Source organism: Mesorhizobium sp. M7A.F.Ca.US.005.03.2.1 (genome assembly GCF_003997795.1).
In the GTDB taxonomy this organism is placed as follows: Bacteria; Pseudomonadota; Alphaproteobacteria; order Rhizobiales; family Rhizobiaceae; genus Mesorhizobium; species Mesorhizobium ciceri.
In genome coordinates, this window is sequence record NZ_RZRP01001627.1 from 1 (window position 1) to 436 (window position 436).

At 54.8% G+C, this 436-nt stretch carries 1 protein-coding gene; it reads left to right on the forward strand.

The genetic code is table 11. The annotated features are described in order from the left end of the window. Positions 1–436 (forward strand): hypothetical protein (locus tag EN991_RS41915; RefSeq protein WP_206519388.1); only part of this gene is annotated, 436 nt, incomplete at both ends.

The following is a 436-nucleotide window of genomic DNA, read 5'->3' on the forward strand; positions in this document are numbered from 1 at the left end:
GAAAAAAAAGAGAAACCAGCGAGGGCTGGGGCGCGAGAATTCTAAAAGGGAGGAGGGAGAGAAGGGGAAGAGGAAAGGGAGGGAGAGGAGGAGGAAGGGGGAGGGGGAAAAGAAAGAGCAAAGAAGGAGAGAGGAGAAAAAGGGAGTGAAGAAAGAGAGAGAGAAAGGGAGGAGGAGCAGAAGAGGGGGGAGAGGGAAAAGGGGCGAGGAGAAGAGAGAAGAGAAAGGAGAGAGAGGGGGGGAAGGGAAAGGAAAGGAAAGAGAAAAGGAAGAGGAGGGGGGAAGGAGGGGGGAGAAGAGGAAGGGGGGGGAAGAAGGGAGGAGAGGAGAAGGGGGAAAAAGGGAAAAGAAGGGGGGAGGAGAGAGGAAGGGGAGGGAGGAGGGAAGAAAGGGAGGAAAAGGGGAGGAGGGAAAGAAAAGGAAAAAGGCATCAGAG